Source organism: uncultured Erythrobacter sp., from assembly GCF_947499705.1.
Classification (GTDB): domain Bacteria; phylum Pseudomonadota; class Alphaproteobacteria; order Sphingomonadales; family Sphingomonadaceae; genus Erythrobacter.
Genome location: NZ_CANMPJ010000001.1, coordinates 2,372,375 through 2,398,570, shown reverse-complemented (window position 1 = coordinate 2,398,570; position 26,196 = coordinate 2,372,375). Strand labels below are relative to the sequence as shown.

Below are 26,196 nucleotides of genomic sequence, written 5' to 3'. Positions count from 1 at the left end.
TTACATCCCCCCTCGTCACGGCGGGGGTTCCTAGGCCTGTGTCTCGCTGGAAGTGGGTCGCTTGGCCTGGTCGGCTGCGCGCCGGCGGCGTCTGTCTGCAGCTCGGATGGCTGGACGGTCGCATTGCGGGCCGCAGGCTCGTTTTTTGACTGTCACCAAATGAGCATCTTGTCGGATATCGCTGATCTGATCGTGGGCGAAGGCGATTGGCCGACCGCCGATGACGCAGGCGTTGTGACATATCTCGATCAGATCTTCGGGGAATGGGCGGGGCCGGGCCTGAAGGTTCGTCTGTCCCGAATGCCCGAGCAACTGGACCGATTTGCCGTTGAGCAACATGGCAGCGCCTATGTGCGGCTCGATCGGTCCAAGCGGTCGCAAACGCTAAGCGATTACGATGCAAGTGCATTCAAGGATCGCGACGCAGAGGCCAGTGCTACTTACCGTGAGTTCAAGTCTATGGTGCTGAAGATCTACAACACCAGCGCCGAAGCAAATCGTGATTTCGCGCTCGTGCCGGGTGCGTATCTGGGCAACTTGAGTTCAAGCCAACATCTCGAACTGGTGCGCGAGAAGGCAATGGGTTTCGCCGAATGACCGACGAGGCGAACGCGGAATTTGACGCGATTGTGGTTGGCTCAGGCATCACCGGTGGCTGGGTTGCGAAGGAACTGTGCGAGCGCGGACTGAAGGTGCTGGTTGTTGAGCGCGGCCGCCATCTCGACCATCCCAGTCCTGAGTACACCGATTTCGAGGCCCCATGGGAACTCGAATATCGCGGTATGGTGCCGGATTATCTTGCGGAGAATGACCGTTACGAGATGCTGCGGCGCAAACGGCACATTTACCGCAATGAACATCGCCAGTTTTTTGTAGACGATGCGGAACACCCATACAGCTTTCCGGACGATCGCCCGTTCATGTGGACGCGCGGATATCAGCTTGGCGGGCGCTCGCTGACATGGGCGCGCCAATGCTACCGCTGGAGTCAGAAGGACTTCGACGCCAATCACAAGGACGGATACGGTTCCCCGTGGCCCATCGGCTATGACGATCTGGCCCCATGGTATTCGAGGGTGGAGGCGTTCGCGGGTATTTCCGGCAACGCCGATGGCCTTGAAAACCTGCCCGATGGCGATTTTTTGAAGCCTTGGGACATGAGCGCTGCCGAAGAACAGGTTGCAGCAAAATTGCGCAAAGAGCGGCCCGATCGGCCCATGATCATCGGGCGCTGCGCCAATCTGACTGAAGAGCACGGCCCGTCGAACGCATTGGGGCGGGGGGTGTGTCAGGCACGCAATCGCTGTTCGAGCGGCTGCGCGTATGGCGCCTACTTTTCCTCGCTCTCCGCCACGCTCCCTGCCGCCCGGCTGACTGGCAACCTGACTGTGGTGACGGATGCGACCGTTGAGTCGATCGTCCATGACAAAGATCGGAGCAAGGTAACCGGCGTGCGCGTCATCCGCACCGCCGAAGCCAAGCGGGAGACGTATTCAGGGAAGATGGTTTTCCTCAACGCCGGGTCACTCAATTCAGTCCACCTGCTGCTGAATTCCAAAGGTGAGGGGCATCCGGCAGGCCTCGCAAATAGCAGCGGCATGCTTGGCGCATACATTATGGATCACTTCGGCGGGTCAGGCGCATCGGGCGATGTTCCGGGCCTTGATGATCGCTATGCATTCGGGCGTAGGCCGGTTGGCATTTACGTCCCCAATTATCGCCACGATCAGTTGGAGGATGCAGACTTCCTGCGCGGCTTCGGCTTCCAGGGCAGCGCGCAGCAGCGCAAGGCCGAACGACCGAACGCGAATGCGCCGGGCATCGGCAAGGAATTATGGGAGAGGGGGCAGAAGGGGCCTCGCTGGCGGATGAGTCTGTTCATGTACGGCGAGATGCTGCCGTATAAGGATAACCGCGCGACGTTGCACCCGACCAAGACGGACCGTTTCGGTATCCCTCTGCTTCACATGGATTGCGAGGGCAGGGAGAACGAGAAGAAGATGCGCGTTCAGGGCGCGAAGGATGCCGCCGATCTTTTGACAGCGGGCGGCTGCGTCAATGTGCGCGAAATCGCGCCTGATCCCGATGCCTTTGTGATGCTGGGCGAGCGCACGCATGAAATGGGCGGCGCGTGCATGGGTGCAGATCCGAAATCCTCGGTCGTCAATGGCTGGTGCCAGACGCATGACATTCCAAACCTGTTTGTCAGCGATGGCGCTGTCATGGCGTCGTGCGGAACCTCGAACCCCTCACTCACCTATATGGCGCTGTCAGCGCGGGCAGCGCATCATGCGGCCGACCTTCTGCAAGAGGGGCAGCTGTAGGTTCTTCGGTCGCGCTCAAGGCAGGCGGAATCGCTCAGGCTGGTCGGTCAGAATCCGGATGTTCTTGAATGATACCCAGTCGCCTGGTTTGCCCATGCGGCTACCTGGCGGGACGCTGTGAACCTGCAACCCGATCACGCCTTCGCTTAGGTTGGTTTCGGTCGAGCGTATGCAGGGCACGCCGTTCAGGAAAATACGCAGGTCAGTGCCGACCGCTTCGATCCGCATCGTGTTCCACTGTTTGTGTCTAAAGCTGGTCTTGCAGGGATTGTCGTCTTCAAGCGGGACGAGCCAGCCGCGCAGGGCCTCTTCAAACAGTCCGCCGGTCCAGCCGCGCGGGCTTGGGTCAATATCCGCCTGATACCCGAACAGGCGGCCCTCGCGATATTCGGGGTCATGATCGGCGCGAAATATGATGCCGGAATTCATCGATCCATCGGATAGGAAATCGGTTTCGAGGATGAAATCGGAATAGACCGCCTCGGTCACGAGGAAGGCGTTTGGCTCGCCTGCAATGGCTTTGCCGGTGATCACGCCGTCCCTCACCGAGAAATCGTGCGCCCCGCCGTGAACTCGCCACCCGTCAAAGCTTTCGCCGTCGAACAGCGAAATCCAGTTCGGGCTGTTTTCGGCAATGAGCCGCTGGTTGAACGCGGGATCATATTCCGGGTTGAGCTGGACCGGAATGTCAGCGCCGGTGTCCTGCCGCCAAGCATCCATTTTGAGCTTCATCGCTTGCAGCATGTCAGGCCTTGATGCGGCCAGATTGTTGCGCTCTCCTATATCAGTTGAGAGCTCGTAGAGCTCGTAATCGTCATTCTCGAAATAGTGGATCAGCTTCCAGTCACCGCTGCGCATGGCGGTGCCGGGGCGGGTGCGGAACAACGGGTCTTGCGCCTGATCGGTGCGCCCATCGTGCGCTTGCAGATAGACCGGGAAATGCCAGAACAGATCGCGGCTTCCGATGGCCGTATCGCCCAGCAACAGCCCGCTCAGATCCATGCCATCAAGCTTCTGATCAGGCCGCTCGGCCTGAGCCAAATTCATCAAGGTCGGGTAGAAATCGGCGTTGATGAAGGGCGTATCGTCGACACCCGGCGCAATCCGGCCTGGCCAGCGCACGAGCAAAGGCACACGCAATCCGCCTTCGTAATAGGACCCCTTTCCGGCGCGGATCGGCGAAGGGAAAGACGGCATGCGATATCCGCCATTGTCCGAGGTGAAGATGACGATGGTGTCCTGCGCCAGACCTTCATCTTCCAGCATGGCCAGGATCCGCCCGACGCTGGCGTCCATCTTCTCCACCATCGCGGCATAGGTCGCCTCGCGCTCGCTCTTGATGCCCTTGGCCCGGTATTTTGTGACGATCTCAGCCGGGGCCTGAAACGGCGTGTGCACAGTGTAATAGGGCACATAGGCAAAGAAGGGCGCGTCTTTCTTCGCCTTCACCCAATCGATCACTTCGTCGGTGAGCCTGTCCGTCAGATATTCATCTTGCGGGCCGTCTTCGATATTCTGCAATTTGTAGGGGCTGAAATAGTGGCGCGTCATTCCCATGCCGCTGCCCGCTACATTGTGGTCAAAGCCCTGCGTATCGGGATCAGCGCCAAGGTGCCATTTGCCGAAATGGCCGGTGGCGTAGCCGGCGATCTTAAGCGTTTCGGCGAGCGTGATGACTTCGGGTTTGAGCCCGCGCTCGTTGGCAATCGGAATGAGCTTGCGCGCCTTTGCCTCGCCGCGCGCCGAAGGGGATACGGTGTAGATGCCGTGGCGCGGACCATATTGGCCTGACATCAAAACCGCGCGGCTGGGCGCGCAATTGGCCGCTCCGGCATAGGCGTTGTCAAACCGCATGCTCTGCTGGGCGAGGCTATCGATGTTCGGCGTCTCCAGCAGATCGGTCGTCTGGTTATAGCCCACGTCCGACCAACCCAGATCGTCAATCACGATCATCACGACATTGGGCTGTGTCCTGGCGGCGGGGGAGGGGACAGATGCCGCTGGATCAGGCGAGCCGGCACAGCTGGTGAGTGCCAGCGCAAACGCTGCCATCAAGATGCGAAGGAGGATCGTCAGAGCCGCGCTAGCAGCTTGCGATCTCCCAAACTGCCCGAGGCAAAGCGGCTGTGTCGGATGATGCATAAAACTCTGCCCTGAATGGAAATGGACGGTCTGGATGGAACTGGCATGATCCGCGCATCTAAGCCTGTCCATCACACACAAATGATCGATTGTGCGTAGTATTGATCACAAGTGCTGGTGTTATGGCAAGCCCTCGCTAAGCTGGCCGCATGAGAATCCTACTGCTTCTGATCGCGATGGTGCTTGCGCAAGCATGCGCGCCTTCCGAGCCAGCCTCCGTTTCGGATCTTTCGGCACCGGACAACCGTCCAAACATTATCCTGATCACCGCCGAAGACCTGGGGCCCCGCGTCGGCTTTATGGGTGATCCGATCGCGGTAACGCCGAACCTTGACCGGCTCGCATCGCAGAGCGTGCAGTTCAATCGCGCGTTCACGACCGCGGGCGTGTGTTCGCCTTCGCGGGCCGCGCTGATCACCGGAGCGCATCAGACGACCATCGGCGCGCACAATATGCGCACGTCCAGTTATGGCGAGAACATGGACGAAGGCGCGCCATATCGCGCGGTCCCCCCACATGAAGTGAAGGCTTTTCCAGAGCTTCTGCGCGCTGGTGGCTACTTCACCATCAATGACTTCAAGACCGACTATCAGTTCGGCAACGCCTTCACCGTGTGGGATCGCAACACCAAGGGCGCGGATTGGAACGAGCGTGCACCCGGCCAGCCGTTTTTTGCGATGATCAACCACGAAGTCACGCATGAGGGGCGAACCTGGCCCCCTGACACCGATCCAGCGCTGCATCCGGTCGTGTCCCGGCGCAATCCGCTCAACGCACAGATCGATGCGGGTAAGAACTTTCCGCTGACCGATCCGGCGCGCGTCGAGATCCCGCCATACTGGCCCGACACCCCGGCGGTTCGCGCCAACCTTGCGCGGTTCTATGACAATATCAGAGTGATGGATGGCCAGGTCGGTGAACTGCTCGACCGTCTTGAGGCCGAGGGTCGCTTCGCCGACAGCATCATCATTTTCACGACCGACCACGGTGACGGATTGCCGCGCCACAAACGCACCATCTTCGACAGCGGAACCCATGTCCCTCTGCTGGTGCGCTTTCCCGACGGTTTCGGAGCGGGGACGCAGCGCGGTGATCTCGTCAGCTTCATCGATCTCGCCCCGACCATTCTGGATTGGGCGGGCGTGGCTATTCCAGATTATATCCAGGGACGCCTACTGTTTGACGATCCCGCACCTGAGGCCATCTATATGGCCGGTGACAGGTTCGACGAGGTGCCACAGCGGTTTCGGGGTGTGCGCGAGGAACGCTGGCATTATATCCGCTATTTCAGCGACACGCCGGTGATCCCCTCGCTCGGCTATCAGAACGTCAACCCGATCATGCGCGAAATGCGGCGCCTTCAGACTGAAGGTCGTCTGTCAGCATTGCAGGCTTCCTACCTCGAAGGGATTGCCCCGCGTGAGATGCTGTTCGACACTCAGGCTGACCCGCATGAAGTGCGCAATCTCGCGGATGATCCCCGCTTCGCAGCTATCAAGCGCCGCCTGTCTGAACGGTTGGAAGAATGGATCGCAGCAAGCGGGGATATGGGCCTTATTCCAGAGCGCAATCTGGTCGCCCGTATCTGGCCGGGCGGTGTGCAGCCGCAGACGGAGATAGTGGAAGCCTGCCTGCGCACGGATGGCAAAACCGTGCTCACCTCTGCAACCATTGGCGCATCGATTGGCTATGGCGGCCCGAATGGTGAGACGCGGCTCTATGTGGTGCCTATCGAAGCGGCATCGCCATTCAAGGCGAAAGCGGTTCGCTATGGGTATCAGCCTTCGCCCATCGCCGAAGTTGATCCCGAGCGGCTTGCCCCCTGTTAACGACCAATCCTTTGGGATCCCTGTGACCTGACCCGCCCCACGGCTTCGGCCTGCATTCACGCCTGCTCGAAAAGATCGAAGATCAAGTCCTCACTTGGAAATGATCTAATTTGCGTATATGTGATTATAAAAGATCGTTATGGATTGAGGGGTGGCTGGTGATTGGCCGAATGTTGCGCAGCGCTGCGGTGATCACCGCATGCTTTTCAGCCATGGCTTGCTCGGTTCCGTTTGAGCAACAGAGCGCTGTTCCCCGGTCTGAGAGCGGCTTTGCTAGCGCGGCTCCTTTTTTCCTGAAAGTCGAGGGCCAGACCAATCCCGTTGGAGTGGGACGCGAAGTTCCTCGCCTGTCCTGGCGCAGCGCTGTCGATAGCCAGACCGCCTTTGAGATTGAAGTCGCGTCGTCTGCACATCTGCTGAATTCCGGCGCTGCGGATCTATGGTCGAGCGGCCGGATCGAAGATGGGCGCTCCGTTGCGATACCGTATCGCGGCGAAGCATTGCAGTCGCGCGGGCAAGCCTTCTGGCGAGTGCGGGTTTGGGCCGAAGGTGAGGATCGGCCAGGCCCATGGAGCGAAGTGCAAAGCTGGCGGATGGCATTGCTGGAGCCTACCGATTGGCGCGCTGGATGGATCACCAGCCCGATCTTTCCGGCTGCGGAAGAGACGGCAGGCATGGCGCGGTGGCTCGAAGCGACAGCGGCAGACCCTCAGTTCAAGAATGCCGAGACCGTAGCGGACACAAAACGCCGCCTGCGCGACGTGCGGCCCGCGACCTATTTCCGCAAGTCGTTCGCTGTCACGAAGCCGATCAAGTCGGCGCTGCTGTATTCCACCTCAGCGGGGTATTCCGAGTTCTTCCTGAATGGCGAAAAGATCGGCGACCGCATCCTGAACCCGGCGCAGACCGATTTCGACAAGCGGATCTATTACGATATCGATGACGTGACGGATCGGATCGGTCAGGGCGAACACGTTCTGGGCGTTCATCTGGGCAACGGCTTTTATGGAGAGCGCACTGCCTTCGGGATGGACAAGCTGTTCTACGGTGAACCCGCCGCGATTGCTCAGTTGGAAATCACTTATCAAGACGGCGCGCGCCAGACGATTGTCAGCGATGGCAGCTGGCTCGCTCATCCGTCGCCAATCCTGAAGAACGGGGTCTATTCGGGCGAGTTTTTCGATGCACGCGAGAATGTCGTAGCATGGAATGACAGCGACCTCGAACAAGGCAGCGGCTGGCGCAGCGCGGCGGTGCTGGACGAAAGCCCGACACAGGCGCTGGTGGCAGCGGAAATGCCCCCGGTTCGCCGCGTCACCGAAGTGACGCCGAAAGCCGTGCTCAATCCAGAGCCGGGTATCTACACCATCGATCTTGGACAGAATTTCACCGGATTGCCGACTATCGACATGTCGCGCCTGGGTCTTTCCGAAGGGCAGACCGTGCTGCTGCGATACGGCGAATGGGCCGATGGAGATGGCAGGGTAGGAATGAAATCCGGCGGCGGCGCCCCGCGTACCAAGCAGGTTGATGCCTATGTCTCGGACGGCAAGGATGAGACCCCGTGGTCGCCATCATTCACCTGGCATGGCTTTCGCTACATGGAAATCAGCGGGATCGATGGACCTCCACCGCTGGACGCCATCACGGCACACCTGACGCGGACCGATATCGAGCGCATCGGGCATTTCTCTTCGTCAGACCCGCTGCTCAATCGTATCCATGAAACCGCTCTCTGGTCGTTCGAGACAAATATGGTTTCCGTCCTGTCCGACTGCCCGATCCGCGAGCGCAACGGTTGGACCGGTGATGCCCACGCGATCATCCAAACGGCGAGCTACAATTTCGCCATGGGTCCATTTCTCGAAAAGTATCTCGGTGATTTCAGGACTACCGACTTCATCTCACCGGCCATCGTACCGGGCAGGCGGACGCATTCGGGCAAAGTCGATTGGGCGGCAGCCGAGGTCTTCCTGACTTGGGAACACTACCTCCATACCGGCGACGTGTCGGTGATTGAGCGGCAATATGACAGCCTGCTGGATTATGTCGCCTATGTTGAAAAGGCGATGGACGATGACCGCGTCACCGACCCGTTCCATTATTACGGCGACTGGTGCGACGCTTTGCCGGAACTTGGCATGGAACGCCCGCTTGGGCGCTGCGCATCGTTCAGCACGCCGGGTGATCTGACCGCGACAGCGCTGATGGCGCGGGTGTTCCAGCAAATGTCCGATATGGCCGCACAGCTTGGACGGGACAACGAAGCGAAGGCGTTCGGGCAGCGTTTCAACGATGTCAGCGCCGCGTTTAACCGCGCCTATTACCAGACCGATAGTGTTGGTTACGGCAGCCAGACTGCCAATGCGATGGCACTGCAATTCGGCATTGCTCCTGTGCAAAAGAGACAATCGATTGCTGCGGCCATGAACACTGACGTCCGCGAAAAATGGGACGGCCATGCCTCTGTCGGGGCGTTGGGGCAGACTTGGCTATATCCGGCTCTGGCCGATGCGGGATATGACGACACAGCGTTCGGCGTGTTCAAGGCCGAAGGGCCGCCGGGATATTCCTATCTGTTCGAAACACTGGACGGCACGACCTTGTGGGAGAACATCACCGGTTTTGTGCCCGGCGATGGAGCCGAGCCTGGAAGGTCGCTGAACCACCCGTTCAAAGGCGGCTATGATGCATGGTTCTATTCTGGCCTTGGCGGCATCAGTCCGGACCCCGATGCTCCGGGCTACAAAAGGTTCTTTCTGGACCCGAAATTTCCAGCAGGACTCGACGAAACCAAGGTTTCGCTTGAGACGGGATATGGGACCATTCGCAGCGCATGGAAGCGCGAAGGCGATGACATCATCTGGGATGTCGAGGTGCCGCAGAACACGTCAGCATTGGACACGCGTAACGGAGGCTCTCGCCTCATCAAGCCGGGCAAACATCGGTTTCGTCTGAATGCGGCTGGCGACCGTGAAGTCATTGGAAATTGAGGAGAGCGCTGTGTTCGGGCAAATCAAACCGGGTTTCCTCATAGCGCTTGCCTTCGTTGCGCTTCTGGCCAGCTGCGCGCTCCAATCCGAAAAGACGGCTCCGGCAGAGTTCGCCCAGCAAGAAGAGCCGCCCAATATCGTCTGGATAATCGCCGATGATCAGGCCTATTCCGATTTTGGCTTTATGGGGCATGATCTTGTTCGCACTCCGCATCTGGACAAGCTCGCTTCAGAATCAGCTGTTTTTCCAAATGGCTACGTGCCGACAAGCCTTTGCCGCGCTTCGCTCGCGACGCTGATCACCGGCAAATATGCTTTCGACCACGGGATCTGTTTCAACGATCCGCCCGATGGCATCCCGCATTCGGCCACCTTCCGCTTTCTCCAGATGCAAAAGCCTATGCCCATGGCGCTGAAGAATGCGGGCTATCGCAGCATGCAGACGGGTAAGTTCTGGGAAGGCATCTACACGAATGGTGGGTTTGCCGACGGAATGACCAAAGGGACGCGTCATGGTGACGCGGGCCTGAGGATCGGCCGAAAGACGATGGAGCCGATCGACACGTTCCTGGGCGGCGTCGGGGAAGACCCGTTCTTCCTCTGGTTCGCCCCGTATCTGCCCCATGCGCCGTTTGATGCTGTGGAAGCGTATAAGGAGCCGTTTCGCGGTAAAGGGCTGGGGCGACGCGAGATTGGTTACTACGCCAACATATCGTGGCTTGACGATACCGTTGGTCAGCTGATGGAGCTGCTCGAAAAGAACGGCAAAGCAGAAAACACGGTCATCATGTTCATCGTCGACAATGGCTGGTTGCCCAATCGCGATGGCGAGAGTTTTCGCGACCTTCAGAACCGGACCATCCGCTTTGATCCCCGCAGCAAGAGCTCCCCATATGAAGGCGGCGTGCGCACCCCTGTCTTTGTGCGCTGGCCTGATCGGATAAAGCCGGGTCGCCATGATGATCTGGTCAGCTCGATCGATTTCTTTCCAACCACGCTGGCGCTGGCGGGGCTGCCCCAAGCCGAAGAACTGCCGGGGCGAAACCTACGCCCCTTCCTGGAGCAGCGCAGCAGCCTGAACCCGCGAACGGTCTTTGGTGAGATTTACTACCACACCTCGGTCGATCTGGATGATCCCACCGTCAACGTGACGCATCGCTGGGCCAGAAAGGGCGACTGGAAACTGATCCTCAATGATTTCGATGGCGGGCGTCCGGAATTCTACAATCTGGCGTCCGATCCTGACGAGAAGACAAACCTTGCGGGCGCTCCGCAGCATGCAGATCAGATTTCGTCGCTGCGCGCCGAGATCGAAGAATGGTGGCCGAATTAAGTGGAGCCGTGCGGTTCCGAACGACCTGGAAAAGGGAAAACGAACAATATGAAAATCGACCGGCGAACAACTCTGGCTGGCATTGGCGGACTAGGCTTTGCCGCAGCCGGGGGCTTCGGCAATGTCCTGCACGCTCGCACCAATGATGATTATCGCGACAAGTCCCTGTCACCCGCACGCCGTGCCAAGGCGCTCGTCGCGCTGATGACGCTGGATGAAGTCGGCGCCCAGCTCAATTGCCCGCGCGCAGCTGACGTGATGGCTGATGCAAAGACGTTCGAGGCAGACTTCTCATATTTCCAGCACGGTATCGGAGGCGTCTATTCGGCCAGCCTTGAAGCCGGCGCAGAAGACAACGCCCGCGCAGTGATGGCGCTGCAACGCGAAGTCGTCAGCCGCAGCCGGTTTGGCATTCCGGCCTTCATCTTCGAGGAATGTCTGGCCGGGTTACTGGCAGACGGTGCGACTCAATATCCGCAAGCGATGGCAATGGCCTGCGCGTTCAATCCCGAACTGGTGGAGCAGATTTTTGCGGCCACTGCGAAAGAAGCTCGGTCGCGCGGTGCGCAAGCGTGCTTCTCCCCCAATATCGACATTTGCACCGATCCGCGCTGGGGTCGGGCTGAAGAGACATGGGGCGAAGATCCCTATCTGGTGTCAGTCTCTGCGCGTGCGATTGTGACAGGTCTGCAAGGGACGCGCGCCGAATACCTGCCGCCGGATCGCATCGCCACCAGCGTGAAACACTTCGCCGGTTATGGGCAGGGGATCGGCGGTCGCAATTTTGCGCCATCACATATCGGCCCGGCCGAGATGCAGAATGTGGTGCTGCCGCCATTCCGGGCGGCGATTAAAGAGTCCGGTTCCGTCGGCCTGATGGCATCGCATGGCGAAATCGACGGAGTGCCTGCGCACGCGGATACCGCGCTTCTGTCAGACCTGCTTCGCGATGACTGGGGCTTTGACGGTTACGTCGTTTCCGACTGGGACGATATCCGCCGCATCCACAGCCTGCACGGTGTAGCCAAAGACGAAGCCGAAGCTGCGATCATGGGGTTGAAGGCAGGCGTTGATCTGGAACTCGCCAATAACGGGGTCTACCTGATGCTGCCGCAGCTTGTCCGTGATGGTCAGCTTGAAGAAAGCTATGTCCGCCGCGCTGCCGAGCGTGTGTTGGCGGCCAAGTTCAAATGCGGGCTGTTCGATCTGCCGTGGGCCGAACCTGCCAAGGCGGCCAGCCTGGCACGAAGCAAGGAGCACCGCGCACTGGCCCGTAAGGCGGCTGAAGAATCGGTCATTTTGCTCAAGAACGATGACGCGCTTCTCCCGCTTGAAAAGGCCACCACCAAAAAGGTGCTGGTGGTCGGGCCCAACGCGGCGTCAGTGCATCTTGGCGGGTATTCGCCCAAGCCCTTTATCGGCGTCAGCATGCTCGATGGGATCAAGGCCTATGGACAGCGCGCTGGGTTTGAAACTGAGTACGCCCCGGGTTGCCGGATCACAGCCGGCGATGAAGGCCAGAACGAGATCGAAACCGATGCAGCGGATGAAACCGTGCGGGCCGATCCAGCGCTCAACCGCAAGCTGATCGCCGAAGCGGTCGCAGCAGCGGGCGATGTCGATACGATTGTAATGTGCCTGGGCGGAAACGAGGCGACAGCGAGAGAGGCTTACTTCGCCGGAGATTCACGCGGCGACCGCGACAGTCTGGATCTTATCGGAGAGCAGAACGAGCTCGCCGAAGCTCTGCTGACGCTGGGCAAGAAAACGGTCGCGGTTCTCATCCACGGACGTCCGCTTTCACCGCAGGTTCTGGCAGAAAAGTGTCCGGCGATCCTCGATGCCTTTTACCCGGGCGAAGAGGGCGGACATGCCATCGCAAGCATCCTGTTCGGCGATGTCAATCCGAGCGGAAAGCTGCCGGTCACTATCGCCCGCAATGTCGGACAACTTCCCGCGTTCTACTACCAGAAGCCAACCGGGAAATTCCGCAATTACGTATTCTCGGATTCCACCCCGCTTTATCCTTTCGGGCACGGCTTGAGCTACACGAGCTTTGAATTTGGCGCGCCGCAGCCTCAGGCGAGCTCGGTGGCTCGCGGCGATACGCTCAAGGTCAATGTTCCCGTCCGCAATACGGGTGAAAGAGCGGGGCAGGAGGTCGTCCAGCTCTACATACGAGACGAGATTGCCAGCCTGACGCGGCCGGTCAAACAGCTGCGCGGTTTTGAGAAAGTGGCACTTCAACCCGGCGAAGAGCGAATGGTCGAGTTTTCTCTCGAAATGGAAGACTTCGGCTTTCGTGACGGGGAGGGGCAGCTGCTGGTTGAACCGGGGCGGTTCGTCATCATGTCAGGCACTGATAGTGAGAACCTGAAGGACAGCCATGTGACGTTGACCTGATCTCTCCTGTGGCGTTGCCGAATTGGCAATTGCCGGCACCGGACAAAAAAGAGGGGGCGCCGCATGGACGCCCCCTCTCTTGTTTTCAGTCTTACCCTGCCGGTTAGAACTTGAAGCTGATGCCTCCGACAATCCGGCGATCTGCAGTGTCTTGCTGACAAAGCAGAGCACCTTCACGGATGCAGAATTCGTCGCTCCGCTCGCGCAGCAGGTTAATTCCATCCACGCCAACGGTGAACTGATCCGTAAGCGCGTAGCTCAAGCTGGCGTTCAACTGGCCGCGGTCATCGATGATGCGCGGAAGACCAAAGCGGCGAGTATCCGTACCCCTGAACGACGAACGCCAGCTGTAGCGAGCACGGAAATTCAATCCGTATTTGTCGTAGAAGAGCGTCGCATTGTATGCATACCGCGACAGGTTGGGCAGCGTTACCAGCTGCTGCACCACATCATCATCCAATGTCTGCGTAGCCATGGTGGAATCTGTGCGCCCCAATAGGAGGTTGAGCGCGTTACCGCCGCCACTGCCATTGAAGAAGTTGGAGACGTCCCCGCCATCCTCCTGATAGGTGAAGTTGCCGATGAATCCGAACCCTGAAGCGAAGCCAAGCGTGTCTTCAAAATCGGACAGGTCATACTGAAACGCTACTTCCACACCGGTCTGAGTGGCGACACCATCCGAGTTGAAAGTGGATGCCACCGGCACGCAGATTCCGATCCCCTGGATTGGGGAGAAGACGTTCCTGTCTGCAAACGGGTTGAAGATACCACCGCCTTCACAAGGATCAGTGATATCGCGTTCGATCCCGTTCGGACCATTCACTTCGACCGGGAATTCAGTCTGTTGAGCGAAGAGGTTGGTCCGGCGTTTGTGGAAGAAGCCGACACTGAAGAAGCCTGTATCGGAGAAGTAGTATTCGCCCGAAAGGTCGAAGGACCACACGGTTTCAGGCTCCAGCTGTGGATTGCCGACATTCACCGCTGCGGTCGCGCTTCCTCCGAACCCGACCGAAGTCGACAGGTTGTCGAAATTCGGACGGCGCAAGTCGCGTGAAACACCTGCACGGATCAGCAGATCAGTGGCCGGTTCCAGTACCAGACTGGCTCGTGGCAACCAGAATTCATAGTTCGATGATTGCCGAATCTGCCCTTCCACAGCGCCGTTGACGACGTTGTTGCCGATCGAGTCGATGTTGGTTGAAACCCAGCGCACGCCGACGTTGCCACGTATTGGCATGCCGGCAAGTTCGGTGTCGTAGTTGCCCTGGAAATAGGCAGCCAGGGTCTTTTCCTGGATGTCAAAGAATGACGATAGCGTCTCGGTTGGCTGACTGATGAGTGGCAAGCTTACGCCATTCGCAGCATTCTGAGCTTCGATCGCATCATTGATCGCAGCAAGCACGCCATCGGGATCGTTCGCGGCCGCTGCCGGATCGATCTGCAGGTAATCGGGGATGAATAGCGTACGGCCACCGCCCGCTGCGTCAAAACCGCTTTCTCCCGGGATCACAAGTCCACCCAGTTGATCAAATGTCGGACGGAAGAATGACGGCGAGCTTGTTGCTGTGAAGTTGTTGCGCAGGCTGCTGTCGATGTTCTCAGCCTCTGACACGCTATAGCGCCAACCAGCATCAATCGATGAGAAGAACGGCAGCACGCCGTCAGATTCGAAGCTCAAATCGAGCCGCACCGCTGTTTCGCTATTGTCATTGGTGTTGGCTGTGCGGCTGACTTGCCGGATGCGGTAGTTGGCCGGATCCAGCAGCTGTTCAGTTGTCGGCGTTTCGGCCAACCCCGGAGCAATTCCGAATTGCAGGATGCCGCCGCTAACGTCGAAAACGGCTGGCACGCCGTTGTCACTACTCTGTCCCAACGAAGGCTGCGGCCCATTCGGATTGATAAAGTCGAACTGGAAGCCAAGGCCAGGGAAGGTGGAATCGGATGTCGACCGCGATACTTCGGTCAGGACTGTGAAACGTCCCTCGTTCCATTCAAGACCGGAAGCCATCACGGTGCTGTCCGTCTGACGCGCACCGGTTGTTGTCGAAGTACGCAAGTTGGGGTCGATTGTTCCGTTCGCCGTGACACCCACGCCGAGGATGCCTGACGTAACAGCTTGCACTTCGCCCAAGACTAGCGCCCCGTTCGGGCCCTGAACGGTCCCGAAGTCGACAGTCTCAAAGCTGGTGTTGTTGGTATTGTTGATAACAGCGCTGGACGTTGTTCCTGAGAAGAACGCTCGCGAGCCTTGTTCTACCCGCTCTTGGTCGTTGATTGTCGCGTCGACATAAAAGCGCAGATTGTCCGATGGCTTCCATTCGAGCGAGCCGGTCCAGTTGATCGTCGTATATTCCTGATTGTTGATGTCCTGATCAAGGAATTGGACACGCAGGAAAGGGAACGCTTCTGAGCTGGCCGACGCTCCTGGAAGCACCGTGCGGTCCCTGTCGACACGCGCAAAAAACTCCGAAACATCGAGCTCGGCGTAGCTTGCGCTCATCACCAGGCCAATTTCACCGGCGCCCGTATCCCAGCTGTTACCGATGGTCGCTGATAGGCGCGGAGTCACAGTGTCCAGCAGGTTGCTGTGTTCGCCTTGCGCACGCAAAGCCAAAAGCGGCTCAGTGATGTCGAGCGGGCGAAGGGTGCGCAGGTTGACTGTGCCGCCAACCGATCCTTCGATGGTCTTGGCCTCTGGCACTTTGATGACTTCAACGGCGGCGATCAGAGCAGCGGGAAGATCTTCGAAGCTGATGCCTGAGCGACCGGTCCCGGAGCCGACGGTCGAGACGCCGTTGATTTCGACCCGGTTTGCGCCAGTACCGCGAATTTGCACGCCTGTACCCACACCGGCATCGCGTGTGATCTGAACACCGGTGATGTTCTCCAGAACTTCAGCAAGGTTTTGGTCGGGCAGCTTGCCGATATCTTCGGCCTGAATCACTTCAATGATATTGTCGGTGGTGCGCTTCTCATCGAGCGCACTGGCAAGTGACTGCCTGATACCGCTAACGATGATCTCATTGTTGACAGCGGTGTCATTTTCACTTGAAACATCCTGAGTTTCGCCATCATTGCTTTGCGCAACGGCGACAGCCGGGGTTGCCAACATGGCAGTCACAACTGCCCGCGACACGGCCGAACTCAAAATTGATTTCGCAGATTTTCGCATTTCTCTCTCCCTTGATTCGTATTCTTCTTAAGTCGTCAGATAGCCTAAAAAACGTCACAGATCGCCTCGAATGAAACATAATGATCATGATTGAGCGATTATGTTGCGAATATGCCTCTCTTTGCCAGATCGGCTAAATCGCCAACGCCGATAACGCGGTCATTCAGCTAAATTCGGTTTGTTAGGTTGAAACCTCCTTCAACATGTTTGCCGGTTAGGTGTGCATTGGCTTTCGGTCGCGATTTCCCAAGCTCGCGTTCGATCATCGTCTCAAGCACATCAAAGTGGTTGCGCAACACCCAACTCCAACTCGATCTGACCAAGCGGTCCAAATGAAATTACGCTGTGTGCACCCACTTGGGCTTCATGAACCCCGGTGATCGCACCTGATGAAATCAACGTGCCGGCAGGCATCTCAATTCCGCGCTGTTTGGCGTTTGCCAGGCAGAATTCTCTCGCCGACAGCGCGCCTGCAAATGCGTTCTCGAGCACTTTTTCGCCGATGATCTGTCCGTCGATCCAGATAGAAACACCGATCGGTTCTTTATGATCGGCCCACTCGGTTATTTCCTGCCCCAGCAGCACACCGTTGTTGTTGCCGAAGTCGCAAACCACAGCAATTGGTCCATAGTCATTGATCGCGGGCACGGGGCTGCTTGCGATTTCAGCACCGATAAACATGCGGTCTTGTTCGAGGCTCTCTCCCAGCTGGATGATCAGCTCCGGTTCGATCGCTGCAAAGCCATTTTCGAAGACTGGCATGGTCGTGGTTTCTCCGGCTCGGTCCGTTCTTACCGATTTGCTGAAGATCGGTCCCACCAACCAAGGCGCGCCGAGTGCTTCGCGCCACCTTGGGGGGACGCCGCCAACCTTCCAGCCCGCGACCTTGTCGGGCCATTGCCCGATCGAATGCGATTGGATCTCATACGCTGAAGACAGGTCGGCTGGCAGAGCGCCGGGAAATCCGGGAAGGGCTTTCGCTCTACGCCGCGCGTCGAGCAGGGACGCAGAAATGTCTTTGCCAGCGGAGGTCAGTTCCACCGCCTCTCTGATGCGCGGGGCAACAACTTCGCGCGGCGAACTCAATGTTCAATCCTTCGTGAGCCATTCATTGCCAAGTCCACGCCAGCGCTCTCCCTCATGAGCCAAGTGATTAGCCGGTGTCCGAAACCCAAGCCCGAAACATCCCCCGTAAGCGAACATTATTGACACCGGTATCATCGCGGGTCAATACCGCCAGTGTTAGTTCCATTTCGGGAGAGAATGATGACTAGCCTGACCCGTGTGTTCTCGTTTTTTCCGACCAGAATTTTTGCGGTCGCTGTAGCTGCGGGTGGTCTGGCATTGCCTGCGAACGCTGAGAATCTGCCCGCCATCCTTGCAGATCAATCGGTGCGTGCGGAGAATCCGCTGCCGGACTTTTCTTATGCCGGGTATGATTTCGGAGTCACTGAGATTCCGGACATCTCGAACGCTATCGATGTGGCTGAATTCGGGGCCGTACCGGATGATGGGAAGGACGATAGCAAGGCGCTTCTCGCTGCGCTCAAGGCTGCACATGAAAGCGCTGAGCCGGTGCGGGTTCAGTTTCATGCCGGCCGCTATCTCCTGAGCGAGATATTGTGGATCGAACGCAGCGGGATAGTGCTTTCAGGCATGGGGATGGGTGAGGGCGGCACAGAACTGTATATGCCGCGCCCCTTGAACCAGATCGACGATGGCGGCGCGCTCGACGAGATCCGGATTTATCTGGAGGAAAACAGCAAATACGAACGGATCCCCGACGCAAATCTCGAGGTTCTGTTTTCGCCATACAGCTGGAGCGCTGGTTTCATATGGGCCCGCGTCCCCGATGGTCGCCACGCGACCTATCTTGAACGATACGATCGGCCCATCAGGACTGTTACGGAGATTGCGGCAGGATCGCAGTTCTCGCGCGAAGTCATGGTCTCCGATGCGAGCAGCCTTAAAGTTGGCGATGTATTGCAGATCAATTGGCACAACCGTGAGGGGCCAGACGGCCCGCTGGTCAAATCCCTCTACGGCGATACCAAGGAAAAGATCGGAAGCAGGCATTGGGAATTGCCCGACCGTCCGCTTGTTCGTCAGGCCACACGGATTGAGGCAATCAACGGCGAAAAGGTGACCATTGCAGACCCTCTGCTCCATTCGATCGGTGCGGATCTTCCTGCATACTTTTCATCGTGGGAGCATCTAACCGATGTGGGCATTCAGGATATGTCGCTCGTCTTTCCGGAGAACCCCGATTTCGGGCATCACAATGAAAGCGGATATAACGGCGTCTATTTTACCGGGGTCCACAATGGCTGGATCCGCAATGTCCGCATCGCAAATGGCGACAGCGGAATCCTGACCGATGATCTGGCCAATGTGACCATCCGAAATATCGTGACCGAGGGCGATCACACCGCGCATTACAGCGTGCATATCGGCAATGTTCACAATGTATTGGTCGAAGGGCTCACCGTCTTCAATCCGACCGTTCATGCGCTCAGTTTCAACACGCAGTCGACCAAGTCAGTGTATAAAGACGCGGTGGTCTGGACCACGCCGAGGCTCGATCAGCATGCAGGCGCAAACCATCAGAACCTGTATGATAATGTGACGGTACACGTGACGCCCGACCTGACTGCATCAGATGGCACGCCGATGTATGATCTCTACAAAGCGGGCGGGGCGGGATACTGGCTGCCCGGTCATGGTCGATACAACACGGCGTGGAACGTCAATGTCGCGGTCGCAAGCGGCGTGGAGCCTGGCGGGGAGATCGTGATCCTCGGTGGATCGGAAGGTCCGGACGCGCGAATTATCGGGATGCATGGAAATCGTGAAATTCGTCTCGATCATACGCCAGAGCCATATCTGGAGTGGCTCAACCAGTCCGTTGAGGCAGTTCCTTCCCTCTACGCTTACCAGTTAAACAAGCGTATGTAGTTGGCGGCAATATAGTAAGTGATTGATTTATAACCTACTTAGCGTCACAACGCACAACGTCGATCGCAAGGCTGCGCGAAAATGATCAGTTCCGGCTTGATACTGAATTGAACAGCATGCAGGGAGATCGCTGAACAAGTTTGGCATCGCATTCCGTGCCGAACTGCGAAAGAGGATTTGCGCATGCACGCTGCCGAACGCGAAGAAATCATTCTCGACGCGTTGATGAAGAAGGGCTTCACCACGTATCGACACCTCGAAGCGAACGTGGAGGCTTCTCCTGCAACGATCCGGCGCGATCTGGCCAGGCTCGAAAAGCAGGGCAAGATTATTCGCTTGCACGGCGGGGCCAAGGCCGTTGATGCAGATGCAGGCGTAGCAGGGACGCCGCCCAGCCTTGCTGGCACGCCTTTTGAAAAATCGCTCAAACAGAACATCGCCGAAAAGCGGGCGATTGGTAGGGCGGCAGCCGAACTATGCGCACCGGGTGAGGGCATCATCATAGATGGCGGGACCACGACATACCAGATGTGCGAACATCTGGGCGATCTCAACCTTCAGGTCCTGACCAACTCGCTTCACATCGTAAACACTTTGCTGCGTCAGGAGGCGACGCAGCTGCTGGTTCCATCAGGTCCGATTTTTCGGGAGCAGAATATCATTCTCGCCCCGGCTGGTGAGACCACGATGCCGAACTTTCACGCCAGCAAGTTGTTTCTGGGCGCAGCGGCAGTCAGTCCGCGCGGCATTTTTCAGGCGGATGCTTTGCTAGTGGCCAGCCAGCGCAGGTTCCTGGACAGGACCGATGAGGTCATTCTGGTCGTCGACAGTGGCAAGTTGCAAGCGTCTTCGGGCGCAATCGTGTGCGAGTTGAACCGCATCGACCGAATGATCACCGATGACGCAGCAGATCCCGAACTGATCGATCAGTTACGCGAAGCCGGTCTGGAGCAAATCGATCTGGTGAAGCCGGTCAGCTAGTCAGGTTTTCATCGGCCAGTATGTCGCGCGTGATTTTGTCGATGGAAGTCACACCCGTAAGCGACATCGCCACTTTCATTTCTGCTTCAATCAGCTGCAACACGTGCGAAATGCCGGCTTCGCCGCGCGCGCCCAACGCATAGGCCCAAGCGCGCCCAAGCAGCACCCCCTTGGCGCCAAGTGCGAGCATCCTGACCACATCCAGCCCGGACCGTATTCCGCCGTCGGCCAACACGGTCATCCGGTCGCCAGCGACTTCTGCAATTCGAGGTAGCGCCTGCGCGGTCGACAATACGCCGTCCAGCTGTCGGCCTCCGTGGTTCGAGACGACCAGGCCATCGGCGCCAAGCTCCGCAGCTCGCATGGCATCGTCTGGATCGAGCACCCCTTTTATGATCAGCGGGCCATTCCATTCGCTGCGAATGAAATCGAGATCATCCCATGTCACGGAGGGGTCGAAATTGTCTCGCATCCAGGCGAAGAAGTCTTCGATTCCCGACTTGTCGCCCAATACCGGCGCAACATTGCCGAGACTGTGCGGGCGGCCATTTATGCCTACATCCCAGGCCCAATGGGGCCGCATCGCGCCCTGCCAGGAACGCCGGATCGCCCCGGCAACGCCCGGCGCGCCGGCCAGGCCTGAGTGATAGTCGCGGTAACGGCTGCCGGGCACAGGCATATCGACAGTGAACACCAATGCCGTGCAACCGGCCGCGACAGCGCGGGCCATCAGTTCACGCATAAAGCCGCGATCGCGGATCATGTAGAGCTGGAACCAGAACGGCGCGCTGCTGGCAGCGGCGACTTCTTCCAGATCGCACGCCGAGACCGTCGAAAGGGTGAAGGGGATGCCTGCCTTGTTCGCGGCACGCACGGCCTGGCATTCGCCGCGCCTTGCGTTCATGCCCGCAAGCCCGATTGGAGCGAGAGCCACAGGTAGCGCCAGATCCTGGCCGAACAACTGTGTCGACAGGTCGATTTGCGAGACGTCGCGCAGCACCCTTTGGCGCAAGGCTACGTCCTTCAGGTCAGCGACGTTGCGTTCAAGCGTGACCTCTGCGTACGAGCCGCCGTCGATATACTCGAACAGGAAATGCGGCAGTCGCCGACGGGCGAGCTCACGGTAGTCGATTGCGCTTGCAGCCTTCATGCGCCGGCCATCTGCGCCTGATGCCAGGCCTTGCGATAGCCTGACAGATCCGCTGCCAGAGGTTCCACCTGCGTCAATCCGCCCTTGGGGCGTATATCTGGGTCGATCAGCCTCAGCGCGCCAAAGCTCACGTCGTTATGTGCATTGGCGACGTAGACTTTCATATCGGGCCGCAAAGCTGCGAGTGCTCTTACAAACACTTCGGCTTCGGCGAAGCGCCCTTCAACCAGGAGGCATTCGCTTGAGCCGATCAGATCGAGCGAAGTGTCAGCAACCAGCGCGGCGTAAAGGCATGCGCCTGCGCGTCTTGCGAACCAGTCTTCCGGCCGATTGATCCAACCGCCTTGCCCTTGCGGGTACGGACCGTTGCCAGGAGCGAGCGTCGGCAGAACCATGGCAGACTGTTCGAGTATGCTGGGGACCGCCTCGAGCAGGCGCGGCTGGTCTGGCTTGATGTCAACCTGCCGCGTGTCGATCTGGATCAGGGATTCGATTTCGCGCCCTCCCATGAAGCGGGCGGATGGCACCGGATTGCCAAAGGCATCGACATTGACAAGGCAATCGCGCGCCTCGGGCAGTTTGCTCATATCGATCGCGCTTGCGGCAAGGCGCATGGCGATGAACCAGGTCCCAGTGGAAAGGATGGTCGCTTCGCGATTTTCGATCTCGTGAAACCCGCGCGCCGCATTCAGGGCCGCGTTTGAATCGTGCAATCCCGCCAAGACCTTGGCCGTTGCGGGTAACCCGGTCTTCTTTGCTAGGCTTGATCGCAGTGTTCCGATCACATCGCCTGCTGCAGCAATTGGCGCAAAACGATCGGACCAGCCTCGCTTGACCGCAAGGCTGGAAAATGTCCCATATGCAGGGGCCCATAGATCTGAATGACAACCCATGCTGGTCGCTTCGGAGCGCGCCTCGCCAGACAGGAACCAGCCCCAATATTGTGCCCACGGGATCAATGTGGACTGCGCAATCAGATCGGGCTGTAATTGTTCAAGCCAGAACAGCTGCGCTCCGAAATTGAGCCCGGCGGGAAGGGATGGAGAACCCGTTTCTGCAAAAGGCGCTCTTGCGGCGTTATACTGAGCGCCCAAATGCTCGGGCAGTTCCTGTTCGTAATCTATGGGCGCAATGGCCAGTTTGTCGTTACGGATTGCTGCGACCCCGGCGCCATGCGCCACTGGCACGATGTATTCCACAGGATGGCCTGCAAAGCTTGCGAGAGCGGAAGTCAGCCATTCTTCAATGCCACTGGCGTCCAGACGGCGGATGCCATCAAGCGCAACGGTTTGGTTTGGCCGCGTCTCGCGCGCCACCATTTCGCCTGAGCGGGTCCATAGGCTGACCTTGGCAAGCGTTTTGCCGATATCGACAACAATCGCATGACCTTTTTTCAAAACCCACTCCCCACAACCTCAATGAACCTTATTGATTGCCGATTAGCGAAAATGATTGATTTTGAAAAGACCCAATGGTAGCGAGTCTCTCATGAATATGCACGCGTCTCTGGCCGAAGTGGCCATTCCGTTCGCTATCCCCGTCAACCGTTGGGATGAGCAAGCTGCAACCTCCATGTCTGAAGCGGAATTGCTGCTCTACAGGTCGAATTTGCTAGGCGCGGATTTGACTGTGACCAATTTCGGTGGCGGCAACACTTCGGCGAAAGTGACCGAGCGCGATCCGCTGACGGGCGGCGATGTTGAGGTGCTCTGGGTCAAGGGGTCGGGCGGCGATATCGGTTCGATGGGTATGGATGGTTTTGCCACTCTTTATCAGGAAAAACTGCTCGCCCTGGAGACACACTACGAAGGTGAGGACGACGATGACAAGATGGTCGGTTTCCTCCCTCACTGCACATTCAATCTGAACGGCCGCGCGGCCAGTATTGATACGCCGCTGCATTCGCTTCTGCCGTACAAGCATATCGACCACGTGCATCCTGACGCGATTATCGCGCTTGCAGCTTCAAGCGGCGGCGAAGCGGCGACAAAGGAATTGTGGGGCGATGAAATCGGCTGGCTGCCATGGAAACGTCCCGGTTTCACACTGGGCGTGCAAATTCGAGATTTTGCGCGGGCCAACCCGCAGGCGAAAGGCGCCATGCTGGCTGGGCACGGCATCATCTGTTGGGCCGACACTGCCAAGGATTGCTATGATCAGACCGTCAGATTGATCACCGAAGCGGCGGATTATCTGAACACGAAGCTGTCGAATGGACCGGCGTTTGGCGGCGCGAAAGTCGCTCCAAACGAAGACCGGCACAAGCTGGCAGCTGGCCTGATGCCGCGTCTGCGTGCGCTGATGGTTGGTGATCGCCGCAAAGTCGGACATTATTCGGATGACGATGCAACGCTTGAATTCGTCGGCAGCGCTGATTTTGAGCGCCTGGCTGAACTCGGCACGTCGTGCCCGGATCACTTCCTGCGCACCAAGATCGCTCCATTGACGCTTGATCCCGCGAAGCTGGACGATGACTCCTATCTGGAGCAGTCGATCACGGATTACCGCGCGATGTATTCGGCGTATTACGAGCGGTGCAAGCGTCACAATTCCCCTGCCGTGCGCGATGCCAATCCGGTCGTCGTATTGGTTCCCGGTGTTGGCCGGATGACCTTTGCCAAGGACAAGGCGACAGCCCGTATTGCCGGAGAGTTTTATCTCAATGCAATCAACGTGATGCGCGGTGCGGAGGCCATTGGTGACTACATTGCGCTCGATGAGCAGGAGGCATTCGATATCGAATACTGGCTGCTTGAGGAAGCCAAGCTGCAGCGCATGCCTGCACCCAAGGAGATGGTGGGCAAGGTTGCACTGGTAACCGGCGGCGCGGGCGGTATCGGGGCGGCTGTGGCTGAGCGCATGCTCCGCGATGGGGCCTGTGTGATGCTGGCGGATCGGGACGAGCAAGCAGTCAAGGAAATCGAAGCCAATCTTGCCGGAGCCTTCAGCAAGGATGTGGTGCGTTCGGTCACCTGTGATGTGACCGATGAAGCGCAAGTAGCCGCCGCTTTGGAGGCTTGTGCACTTGAATTCGGCGGACTGGATGTTCTGGTCGCCAATGCCGGGATCGCATCATCTGCGCCAATCGGTGAAACGACAATCGAGCTGTGGAACAAGAACTTTGACGTCTTGGCGCAGGGGTATTTTCTCACGGCCAAGTATGCCTGGCCGCTGCTTCAGGGAATGGCAGCTCAAGGCGGTTCGAGCGTGGTGTTTGTCGGATCGAAGAATGCTGTGGCTGCAGCGAAGAACGCCAGCGCCTATGCCAGTGCCAAGGCTGCGGCTAACCATCTTGCGCGGTGCCTTGCTCTCGAAGGTGCCGATGACGGCATCCGCGTGAATGTCGTAAATCCCGATGCTGTTATCAAAGGCAGCCGGATCTGGGACGGCGACTGGCGGCAAGAACGCGCCGGAGCACATGGGATCGATTCAGGCGATGAGCTTGAAGAGCATTATCGCCAGCGTTCGATGCTGAAACGGTCTGTCTTGCCTCAGGATATCGCAGAAGCTGCCTATTGGCTGGCCAGCGAAGCATCGGCAAAGTCCACCGGCAACATGATCAATGTCGATGCGGGCAACGCCCAGGCATTTACGCGCTAGCATCGAAATCGGAGGGGACAGATGACACAATTGCCTATCTCGGCCGATTTGATTGCCGAGCACAACGCGAATGCGCGTGATGCCGTGGCAGAAGATTATGCGGCGCTCGGGCGAAAGCTTGAACGACGCGGGATCGCCGTCGATGCGATTAAGGACAAGGTCAAAGGTTTTGGGGTCGCCGTGCCGAGCTGGGGGGCTGGGCGCGGTGGCACCAGATTCGCGAAATTCCCGATCGCCGGCGAGCCGACGAACATTCACGAGAAGCTGGAAGACTGCGCGGTAATCCATCAGCTGGGTCAATCAACACCAGCTGTCAGTCCGCACTTTCCGTGGGACTGCGTTGATGATTTTGCCGCGCTGAAAGACGAAGCGGCGGCTTACAACCTCGTTTTCGATGCGGTGAATTCCAATACGTTTCAGGATCAACCCGGACAGGCGCAAACCTATGCCACCGGGTCATTATCGTCCACAATTGCCGATACCCGGCAGCAGGCAATCGATCACAACATTGAATGCATTGAGATCGGCCAGAAGATCGGATCGAGCCGGTTGACCGTTTGGGTCGGCGACGGAACGAATTTCCCTGGTCAGCAGGACCTTGGCCGGAGCTTTGACCGCTACATCGAGGCCGCATCGCAGGTTTATGCCGCGCTTCCGGGAGACTGGAAAATGATGCTGGAACACAAGATGTTCGAGCCCGCTTTCTATTCCAGCGTCATTTCGGATTGGGGCAGTTCGCTGATGGCGGCGCAGGCGCTGGGCGAGAAGTGCAAATGCCTGGTCGATCTTGGCCACCATGCGCCCAATGTGAATATCGAACAGATCGTCGCGCGCCTGCATCACGCTGGTAAACTGGGCGGATTCCATTTCAACGACAGCAAATATGGTGATGACGATCTTGATAGCGGGAGCATTAATCCGCATCAGCTGTTTCTGGTTTTCAACGAATTGATCGAGGCCGAGCAGAATCCGCGCGATGGTTTTGATCCGTCATACATGATCGACCAATCGCACAATGTGACTGACCCGATCGAAAGCATGTTGTCATCGGCAGAGACTATTGCCGGATGCTACGCGCGGGCAGCAATGGTTGATCGCGAGGCATTGCACGCAGCCCAGAACGACAATGATGTCATGCTGGCGTTTCGAACTTTGCGCACGGCCTACGAAACCGATGTTACGCCGATCCTGGCGCAGGCTCGTGACGAGCTTGGCGGCGCGATTGACTGGCTTGGTGTGTACCGGGCCAGCCAATACCGTGATCGCAAGGCCCAGGAGCGCAAAGCCGTTGGCCTGGGCGCTGGCATCGTTTGA

The 26,196-nt window shown here is 58.3% G+C and carries 15 protein-coding genes; 10 read left to right on the top strand and 5 right to left on the bottom strand.

Annotated elements, in window-relative coordinates; all coding sequences use genetic code 11:
• The first annotated feature begins 159 nt into the window (after window positions 1–159).
• Both Q0837_RS11190 and Q0837_RS11185 read left to right on the top strand, forming a co-directional pair.
• Window positions 160–597: a gluconate 2-dehydrogenase subunit 3 family protein gene (locus Q0837_RS11190; RefSeq protein ID WP_298468945.1), complete on the top strand. Its 438-nt coding sequence runs from the start codon at window positions 160–162 to the stop codon at window positions 595–597.
• Entirely contained in the window at window positions 594–2,324 is a 1,731-nt protein-coding gene (locus tag Q0837_RS11185; RefSeq protein ID WP_298468942.1) for a GMC oxidoreductase, read from the top strand. Before Q0837_RS11190 ends, Q0837_RS11185 begins: the two co-directional genes overlap by 4 nt.
• Before the next feature lie 15 nt (window positions 2,325–2,339).
• On the opposite strand, the gene Q0837_RS11180 is transcribed toward Q0837_RS11185, so the two are convergent.
• Window positions 2,340–4,376, bottom strand: coding sequence for a sulfatase-like hydrolase/transferase (locus tag Q0837_RS11180; RefSeq protein WP_298468939.1), 2,037 nt, complete (start codon window positions 4,374–4,376; stop codon window positions 2,340–2,342).
• A gap of 239 nt (window positions 4,377–4,615) precedes the next feature.
• On the opposite strand from Q0837_RS11180, the gene Q0837_RS11175 reads away from it, so the two are divergent.
• The 4 genes from Q0837_RS11175 to Q0837_RS11160 all read left to right on the top strand — a co-directional run bounded on the left by Q0837_RS11175 (window position 4,616) and on the right by Q0837_RS11160 (window position 13,024).
• On the top strand, window positions 4,616–6,295 hold the full coding sequence (locus tag Q0837_RS11175) for a sulfatase (RefSeq protein ID WP_298468936.1): 1,680 nt from the start codon (window positions 4,616–4,618) through the stop codon (window positions 6,293–6,295).
• Between the two features lie 212 nt (window positions 6,296–6,507).
• Window positions 6,508–9,288, top strand: coding sequence for an alpha-L-rhamnosidase (locus Q0837_RS11170; protein WP_298468932.1), 2,781 nt, complete (start codon window positions 6,508–6,510; stop codon window positions 9,286–9,288).
• Window positions 9,289–9,298: 10 nt separating this feature from the next.
• Window positions 9,299–10,621, top strand: a complete 1,323-nt coding sequence (locus Q0837_RS11165; protein WP_298468929.1) for a sulfatase — start codon at window positions 9,299–9,301, stop codon at window positions 10,619–10,621.
• A 48-nt stretch (window positions 10,622–10,669) separates the two neighbouring features.
• A complete protein-coding gene (locus Q0837_RS11160; protein ID WP_298468926.1) occupies window positions 10,670–13,024 on the top strand; it encodes a glycoside hydrolase family 3 N-terminal domain-containing protein in 2,355 nt (784 codons plus the stop codon).
• 103 nt (window positions 13,025–13,127) lie between these two features.
• Here Q0837_RS11160 and Q0837_RS11155 read toward each other — a convergent pair whose 3' ends face one another.
• Window positions 13,128–16,136 carry a TonB-dependent receptor gene (locus Q0837_RS11155; protein WP_298468924.1) on the bottom strand — a complete coding sequence of 1,003 codons (3,009 nt, stop codon included), beginning with the start codon at window positions 16,134–16,136 and terminating at the stop codon, window positions 13,128–13,130.
• A gap of 339 nt (window positions 16,137–16,475) precedes the next feature.
• Window positions 16,476–17,282 (bottom strand): hypothetical protein, encoded by an 807-nt coding sequence (locus tag Q0837_RS11150; protein ID WP_298468921.1) that lies wholly within the window; start codon window positions 17,280–17,282, stop codon window positions 16,476–16,478.
• Window positions 17,283–17,462: 180 nt separating this feature from the next.
• Here Q0837_RS11150 and Q0837_RS11145 point away from each other — a divergent pair, with 180 nt between their 5' ends.
• Both Q0837_RS11145 and Q0837_RS11140 read left to right on the top strand, forming a co-directional pair.
• A complete protein-coding gene (locus Q0837_RS11145; protein ID WP_298468918.1) occupies window positions 17,463–19,151 on the top strand; it encodes a right-handed parallel beta-helix repeat-containing protein in 1,689 nt (562 codons plus the stop codon).
• Window positions 19,152–19,334: 183 nt separating this feature from the next.
• Window positions 19,335–20,132 (top strand): DeoR/GlpR family DNA-binding transcription regulator, encoded by a 798-nt coding sequence (locus Q0837_RS11140; protein ID WP_298468915.1) that lies wholly within the window; start codon window positions 19,335–19,337, stop codon window positions 20,130–20,132.
• Here Q0837_RS11140 and lldD read toward each other — a convergent pair.
• Together lldD and Q0837_RS11130 are read right to left on the bottom strand one after the other, a co-directional pair.
• On the bottom strand, window positions 20,125–21,282 hold the full coding sequence (gene lldD / locus Q0837_RS11135; protein WP_298468913.1) for an FMN-dependent L-lactate dehydrogenase LldD: 1,158 nt from the start codon (window positions 21,280–21,282) through the stop codon (window positions 20,125–20,127). The two genes, Q0837_RS11140 and lldD, sit on opposite strands and share 8 nt — an antisense overlap.
• On the bottom strand, window positions 21,279–22,679 hold the full coding sequence (locus Q0837_RS11130) for a carbohydrate kinase (protein WP_298468910.1): 1,401 nt from the start codon (window positions 22,677–22,679) through the stop codon (window positions 21,279–21,281). The genes lldD and Q0837_RS11130 overlap by 4 nt, the downstream gene beginning before the upstream one ends.
• A 97-nt stretch (window positions 22,680–22,776) precedes the next feature.
• Here Q0837_RS11130 and Q0837_RS11125 point away from each other — a divergent pair, with 97 nt between their 5' ends.
• Both Q0837_RS11125 and Q0837_RS11120 read left to right on the top strand, forming a co-directional pair.
• Window positions 22,777–24,882: a bifunctional rhamnulose-1-phosphate aldolase/short-chain dehydrogenase gene (locus tag Q0837_RS11125; protein WP_298468908.1), complete on the top strand. Its 2,106-nt coding sequence runs from the start codon at window positions 22,777–22,779 to the stop codon at window positions 24,880–24,882.
• 21 nt (window positions 24,883–24,903) lie between these two features.
• A complete protein-coding gene (locus Q0837_RS11120) occupies window positions 24,904–26,196 on the top strand; it encodes a TIM barrel protein (protein ID WP_298468905.1) in 1,293 nt (430 codons plus the stop codon).

Bases quoted from the DNA above. Each gene is read 5' to 3' on its own strand.
- Q0837_RS11175 (WP_298468936.1), top strand. From the start codon at position 4,616: ATGAGAATCCTACTGCTTCTGATCGCGATGGTGCTTGCGCAAGCATGC.
- Q0837_RS11185 (WP_298468942.1), top strand. From the start codon at position 594: ATGACCGACGAGGCGAACGCGGAATTTGACGCGATTGTGGTTGGCTCA.
- lldD (WP_298468913.1), bottom strand. From the start codon at position 21,282: ATGAAGGCTGCAAGCGCAATCGACTACCGTGAGCTCGCCCGTCGGCGA.
- Q0837_RS11120 (WP_298468905.1), top strand. From the start codon at position 24,904: ATGACACAATTGCCTATCTCGGCCGATTTGATTGCCGAGCACAACGCG.
- Q0837_RS11140 (WP_298468915.1), top strand. From the start codon at position 19,335: ATGCACGCTGCCGAACGCGAAGAAATCATTCTCGACGCGTTGATGAAG.
- Q0837_RS11145 (WP_298468918.1), top strand. From the start codon at position 17,463: ATGACTAGCCTGACCCGTGTGTTCTCGTTTTTTCCGACCAGAATTTTT.
- Q0837_RS11155 (WP_298468924.1), bottom strand. From the start codon at position 16,136: ATGTTGGCAACCCCGGCTGTCGCCGTTGCGCAAAGCAATGATGGCGAA.
- Q0837_RS11170 (WP_298468932.1), top strand. From the start codon at position 6,508: ATGGCTTGCTCGGTTCCGTTTGAGCAACAGAGCGCTGTTCCCCGGTCT.
- Q0837_RS11190 (WP_298468945.1), top strand. From the start codon at position 160: ATGAGCATCTTGTCGGATATCGCTGATCTGATCGTGGGCGAAGGCGAT.
- Q0837_RS11180 (WP_298468939.1), bottom strand. From the start codon at position 4,376: ATGGCAGCGTTTGCGCTGGCACTCACCAGCTGTGCCGGCTCGCCTGAT.
- Q0837_RS11125 (WP_298468908.1), top strand. From the start codon at position 22,777: ATGCACGCGTCTCTGGCCGAAGTGGCCATTCCGTTCGCTATCCCCGTC.
- Q0837_RS11160 (WP_298468926.1), top strand. From the start codon at position 10,670: ATGAAAATCGACCGGCGAACAACTCTGGCTGGCATTGGCGGACTAGGC.